Annotated in this window: 3 protein-coding genes and 1 pseudogene; all 4 read right to left on the minus strand. The window is 48.8% G+C overall.

The window, feature by feature from the left end:
- Nucleotides 1–162 precede the first annotated feature (162 nt).
- Nucleotides 163–1,239 (minus strand): DUF6708 domain-containing protein, encoded by a 1,077-nt coding sequence (locus tag CAF74_RS16730; RefSeq protein ID WP_256578385.1) that lies wholly within the window; start codon nucleotides 1,237–1,239, stop codon nucleotides 163–165.
- The gene (locus CAF74_RS16735) at nucleotides 1,232–4,669 is read right to left on the minus strand and encodes a toxin VasX (RefSeq protein WP_139832908.1); all 3,438 of its coding nucleotides are present in this window, start codon (nucleotides 4,667–4,669) and stop codon (nucleotides 1,232–1,234) included. Before CAF74_RS16735 ends, CAF74_RS16730 begins: the two co-directional genes overlap by 8 nt.
- A gap of 240 nt (nucleotides 4,670–4,909) precedes the next feature.
- Entirely contained in the window at nucleotides 4,910–5,791 is an 882-nt protein-coding gene (locus tag CAF74_RS16740; protein WP_085747040.1) for a DUF4123 domain-containing protein, read from the minus strand.
- Nucleotides 5,784–6,300: pseudogene (locus CAF74_RS16745) on the minus strand (DUF2345 domain-containing protein); the annotation flags it as partial. The gene CAF74_RS16740 and the pseudogene CAF74_RS16745, both read right to left, overlap by 8 nt.

The following is a 6,300-nucleotide window of genomic DNA, read 5'->3' on the forward strand; positions in this document are numbered from 1 at the left end:
CTCTGCATATCTGGTGCGCATTCTGTTATTGAGAAAAAGTGAAAGATTTATTTGTAAGTGATTAAATAAAAAAATTGAATCTGTCACCTTTTTTATTCTGATGTCGTCGATTTTTTTTGCGCTGGGCTTGGGATAAGGTGACAAATCTATTATTTAAAAAAATTAATCTGTTCTCCGTTCTTCTTCTGTTCCTCTTGTGCTGGATTGTTTTTCCGGGATAAGTGATTTGCTTCTGAAATAATCTAGTAAAGTTTTACCCTTTGAGAAGAATTTTCTAATTTCAGCAGTTTCATGAAGTAGATCTTCACTTGGTTTGATCTGTTGGTTCAGTTGAAGAGGTTTAGACCATTCCAGTACATCTCTAGGAAAGCCTGCTTTTGGTCGCGTATTGACCCATCTAGAAATATGACAAGGCACGGTCCAGCCGCTAAGAAATTGAATTACCAGAAATCCAGAAATGTACCGTAAAAGTGAGTTTTCTGCTCGGTATGATCTACGGCACAAGTGAAAGAAAGCAACACTACCTTCTTCAGGGTCGTCCGTGTTTTGAGCCGGCAGCATAGAAGGACCTTCTTCCATGTATGTGCGTATAGCTTCCCATTCAGAAACGGCTAAATTAAAGCTTCCTGTGGATATTGTTGACCAAAGTACATTGCCAGTGTTCGTGTCTCTTAAGCCGATCATGAGTTTGTGTTCTGGGAGAACCGCGTATTGTGTTATCAGTTGGCCTGATGAGACGCATGTGATGACACTCTCCCAGGCGACATAACATGGCGAGTCACCTTTTTGGGGGACAAAGGCAACCTCTCTACGATGTCTGTTGAATCTGATTGGGGGATGGATGCTGACTCGTCGAACAGCAAGGAAGAATATAAAAATATATACAATGAAGAGAGTCCATATGAAACCCTGCACGTATGTGTTGGTGAAAATTTCTACCCAAGTCGTTAGGAATGGCTGAATATCTCTTCTAAGCCACGCCCCAAATCCAGAGGTAAATAAAAAAAATAATGCAATGAACACGACCGAACCAATGCCGGCTCGTGCCATAAACTCAAAATTGCCCCGCCCTACAGCAAAGTCTAAATAAACGTCATTACTTTCACGGTGAAGGTCTCTGGAGCTGAACGGTGGTGCCCCGGTTGGTAGAGGTTTCGGAGAGAGGTAAATAAAGTCCACTCCGGATTTTGTTTCGGAGTCTCCGGCCTTCGGTAAACGATCGTATTTACTGTCAAACATCAAGTTGCTCCGGAGAGATGGCAATCCATTTTAATGGTAGTCGACCAGGTTTATTAGAAGAGATACCTTTCACGGGTTCCTTAAGGCCTGACGTCCGTAATGAAATTGGATAATAGAGGAACTGGTCATCTTCCTTGAGAGGCGATCTCGCTATGTCTGGTTGAACGCTCAAACGTAACTTGAGTTGTGCCTGTTCGCCCCGCCACTCCTCTGGAATTTCCAGATCAAGAATGAGTGGGTTTGCACTCCGTATTTTAAATAGCTCGCGTAGATCTTCTGCAACATCCCTGGCGGGTTCTGTTATTTGGGCAGAAAGCTCTGCCTGAAAACGAATTGGATTTTGCTTTAGCTTGCCTAAGTTAATGCCTGGAAAGTTAATTGCCAAGTTGTGTGCGTAAGATTTTTCTAAGGGTGACGAAGATGTGGGGGCATCCGTAATGATCGGTCTCATATTGGCTTCAGCCAATCCTTGATAATGCTTTTCTAATTCCCACTTACTGTCTTCTCTTCCCCAGCAGCAATTCAACATCCAACGCTGCTGATCATCTAGGTTGAAATAGTTGTACAAGGTTTCACCACCGAGTTGAAGGGCAGTAAAACCGAGTGACCAAGGAGTCAACGATGCCGAGAAGCTGAGAAAACGTACACCTCGTGACCCCCACGCTACACTGACTGCGAATGCTTTCGGGCTTGAGTTGGCTGTAGCATAAGTTCTTCCGATCGCACCTATTTCCCAAAATGCTCGAGCTGTAGTTGCTGCAGCAACACCGGTATTTCCTACATCTCCCGTCAGTGCCAAAAACGCGCCTGCCTTCTCACCACTCGTTCCGGTTCGAAGAGCATCAGTCCATTTACCCCAGTTATCCCACATCGTGCCTATAGAGCTTATCAGAGAGAGAGGGGCAATTATTACGCCGAGGCCCAAACCTAACTTTCCAAGTTTTGCTTCAAATAATTTTCCCGCTTGCCCGGAAGAAGAAGAGACAATCGATTTGAGTGCCTTATCAATGACTGCGATGTGCGCGTTTTGGTAGACCGACATTGCAGTTGAAATGATTCCAGAAAGTGAGCCTGCAAAGATTGCGATATCTTTCGCTGATGCGTTGCCGGAAACGCTTCTCCAAGCTTCCAAAGCTTCTCCCAGGTTCATTGCCTGATAATACAAAGCTGCCATTGGAATAGCGCTGCTTTTGAATGCAGATAGTTTCGTGCCGCTTTCTCCATATCCCCGTAATGGGCCGGATTTTAGGCGTTCTATTTCGTCGTTCAATAATGTCTGTTGTGATGGGTCAATATTTAACTGGACCCCCATGTGGCCTGTCGGTGTTGTATTTGTAATTATGACACTGTCTTGTAATTGACTTTTCAGTAATTGTTTTTCTTGTAGTAGCAGGAAGAGCTGTCGATTGATTTCTAATTTTTCGGCTTTCGCGTTTGATTGTCTTATCTTTCCTTCTGAGTCGCTGCTGGCTACACGGCGCTTACTCTCTTTTTTTGCGCGATTACGCTCGTGAGTTAAGTGGTTTTGCGTCTCTAGAATTTCCCCAAGTCTTTTAAGTCGATCTAGGAATATGGTTTTGTCTTGAGTGCTCGAGACTTTCAGAGAAACGCCTTCATGTTGCAAGGCTTTTATAATTACCGAGCGATGCGCGCGATTGCTATAGGATGATATTTTATCTAGATGTGCTTTAAGTTCTGGTCCGTTCAACTTCGTTTGAAGGTCGGAGAGCCACGTTTGTAAGCGCATCGCAATCGCTGGGGAGTAAGCAGCCTGAATGGCCTGGCTTAGACTTAGGCTGTTCGGGGTAAGAGTTAGAGTCCAATGGTTGTTGGTTAATTCATTAAGGATTTTTGTGCGTGTTTTAGTATCTTCCAATCCGCTATTTAAATTTCGTGCATCGTCCAGCCATTTAACGAAATCGCCTTTCTTTTTCTCAAAAAAATCGATATTCAAACGAGTCGAAAAAGCAGGAAAAATGTAATAGGGGGCACCGTGAAGATACTCACCAACTAGCTCTAGACTTTTTTCTGTTCTGCATAGATCTCTTATGCAGTTTTGTTCGGTGATTAGGGCCGATTCAAGCTGGTCGGGATTGTCTGAGTCAAAATACCAAGCGCTCATGTGGTACTCGCTCTTTGTAAATAACCCAACACGATCATTAGTAATATGATCTAAGCGCGCAGTCCAACGCTTAATATGTGAGCGTTCTGACTCAAGGTACTTGGTCATTTCTTCATAGCGGACCAGATCATGAATTCCGCGTGCTCCCAGCCCCTTGCCTTCAACGGCAGCATGGCTTTTGTCTTCAAGAAGCTCGATATCGTCCTTCAGGTCTTTGTACAGATCCTTGCCTAGAGAATCTTCCATAGTTTGTTTCTTCAAGGCGACGTTTTGCTGGGCTGCTCGTGTTTTTGCGTCGAAGCCTCGCCCTGGGTAGTACGCCTTCTCGGGCTGACTTGTCTTGACTCCGCTCAGGTCATTCTTTGCATTGACGTAATCATAAATTTTTTCACGCTGCTCAGGCGTTGTTCTCTCAAACAGAGCGTCACTGGTGCCGGCCTGCTTGGCTGACTTTTCACTGACGACCATCAGCGTCTCGATGTAGTTGCCAATGGAGTACCTGAGATCGTTATTTTCCTTGAGTGCCCATTGTTCAAGCCACCCAACGACGGTGTCCTGATCCTGAGCGAGATCTCGCATTACTCCGATGCTGTCTTTGATTACCAGAAAAAAGTGATCCTTCTCGTAAATCGGCAGTAGTGACTTTTTGATTGCGCCCACTTGTGTTGCCTTAAACAAATCCTTCTGGTCTTCCCAGATGTAGTCCTTGCTTTCCTCGGGGTGCGCGCCCTCTGGCGGGGTCTCAGTCGAAGGTTTCTCTGCTACTTCAGCAATCCACTTTTCTGCCTGCTTGTCAGTCAACAGATGCTTGCCACCCTTTTCCGGATCGGCACCGGCGGGTTTCACTTTCTGCATGAACAGATCGCGCTCTTTTGATGATTTGAGCATTTGCGAGCATTTGTTCGCAGTCCACTGCACCTCGGCATAGGCAACGTGAAGCGTGCTGCCACGTGTAAAAACCAGTGCGTTTTCGCCAGCAGAGCCGGTGCGTTTGTCCTGGGCTGCTTCTTTGCCTTGCCAAATGCACTTGGTAACGACACCTGCTTTGACTTCGTACTCGTGCATGTAACCAGTGCTGTTGTCGATGACGTATAGCCAGCCATCTCTCAGCAGGCGAATACCCATCGGTCGGGAGGCTGTTTTATAAGGCAGGAATACTTCATTAGAAGGGTCGAGACGTTCCACAAGGCCATAACGCAGCGGAATCAGTTGCACTTTTTCCTTCAAGTGCGGGCAGCCACCCGTTGCGCATTTGCCGTCGGTACGAGGCAGGTCGACAGCATTTGGGTTTTTAGCGGGTTGGCTCATGCTTGGAATTCCTTTCCGGCAACTGGCAGCGAAGCTGATATTTCCCTGCGTGCTCGATTTTTGGTGATGACGTGAATGCTGAATGCGTTCGGATTGTTTCTTCTTGCCGAGATCCTAAGATTTTCTCTGGTCTCCCGGCAGTTGCACTCTTCAAAGGCTCTTTTGACGTGGGGCCGCAGTGTCACAAAAAGCAGCTTGTCGGGCAAAGCGTGACACTCTCTGAAACGATATTCTTCGACTTCATCCTGCAGCCCGCTCCTGGGCCATATCAGCGACCCGTTCGAGTCGTTGTGCGGGTGTTTGTTCCGACGGTGTTTTGAGGATGGCGTCGAGGTCTGGGTGTTCTTCCAGTGCTCGTTCACCAAGGAACCCGTGAATATTGGCGTAGAGGGTGATGTCGAGTTCGGTGTTGAAGCCGCGATCATAGGATGTCGAGGCCAGTGCGTGCAGGTGTTCCCAGCGTTGCGGTGGCGTCGATTGGGCCTGATAGCTCGGGAAGTATTCGTGCATGTGTTCGTCGAGGCGCATGACCACATTGCGAAAATTCACTTCATCCAGTTGGCTCAGTTGCTCGTCGCTCAGGCGGTAGCGTTTGCTGTGGTTCGGCTCGGAGGTGATGCCCTGACGCCGATTGATATGCCAGCAGCCGAGTGCGGCATCCGCAGTGACAACTTGTGTGCAAGGCCCGAAGAGGGTCGGGTCTTTGATGGTTTCGGCGTGGGAGAGCAGTGCGTGAGTCACAGCGGGATCGGCGACGCGTAGCAGGACTTCTTCGCCTTGCGGGTGCATCACGCTGGTGAGCCAGCGAAAGTGCGCGACCAGTTGGTCCCATGGCTGATCACTGAATACCAGGTGACCCCATTCCTGACGCGAGGCGTTCAGGAATTTGGCCAGAATCGGATCGTTCTGGGCTTTTATGCGTACAAGGCATGGAGAAATGTCGCCCAGTTTCGCCCAGCGTGTTCCGAGGTAGAGCGGTTCGAATTCGGGGTTATCGGTCCACTGGTACAAGTGCTGGGGAAGCTTTTCGACACTCACGCCGTCGAGCAGCAACCCCACCGTGCCATTCCACGGCAAACCTTCGGGAAGACCGTTTTCCAGCGGCCATTCAGGATTAAGCATTCTGTGCCTCCAATTTGGCCTTCTCGCAAACCGCACAAATCGGCTTCTTCTGCATCAACGCCTGCCGCTGTGCCGGCACCAACAACTTCCCGGCCTTGTCGGCATCCGCCTGTTTCAATACGCCCGGCATCAACGGCGCCGCTCCCGTGCCGCTCCCCGGTCCACCGCCGGAGTTGATATTGATCGCCGGCCCGCTCATGGTCACGCCGCCGCCATCGATCTTGATGAAGCTGCCACCGCCGACCAGCGTCAGTTCGGCCCCAGCCTCCAGCACTACCTTCATGCCGCTGCTCAGGTGAATTTCCTGGCCAGCGTCGATGAACTGCCCGGTGCCAATCTTGATGTGCTGATTCACACCGACGGTCAGGTGATCGTTGGCGCGGGCTTCGACTTTGCGGTCTTCGTAAACGGTGTGGTGTTCTTCGGCCTTGAATTCCGTGTAGCTGTTCTTTTCCACGACGTCGTGGCGTTCGTTGCCGACGCGGATTTTCTGGTCGTGTTCGATGTTT

The sequence above is a fragment of the Pseudomonas sp. R45(2017) genome (assembly GCF_002112305.1).
GTDB lineage: Bacteria > Pseudomonadota > Gammaproteobacteria > Pseudomonadales > Pseudomonadaceae > Aquipseudomonas > Aquipseudomonas paraglycinae.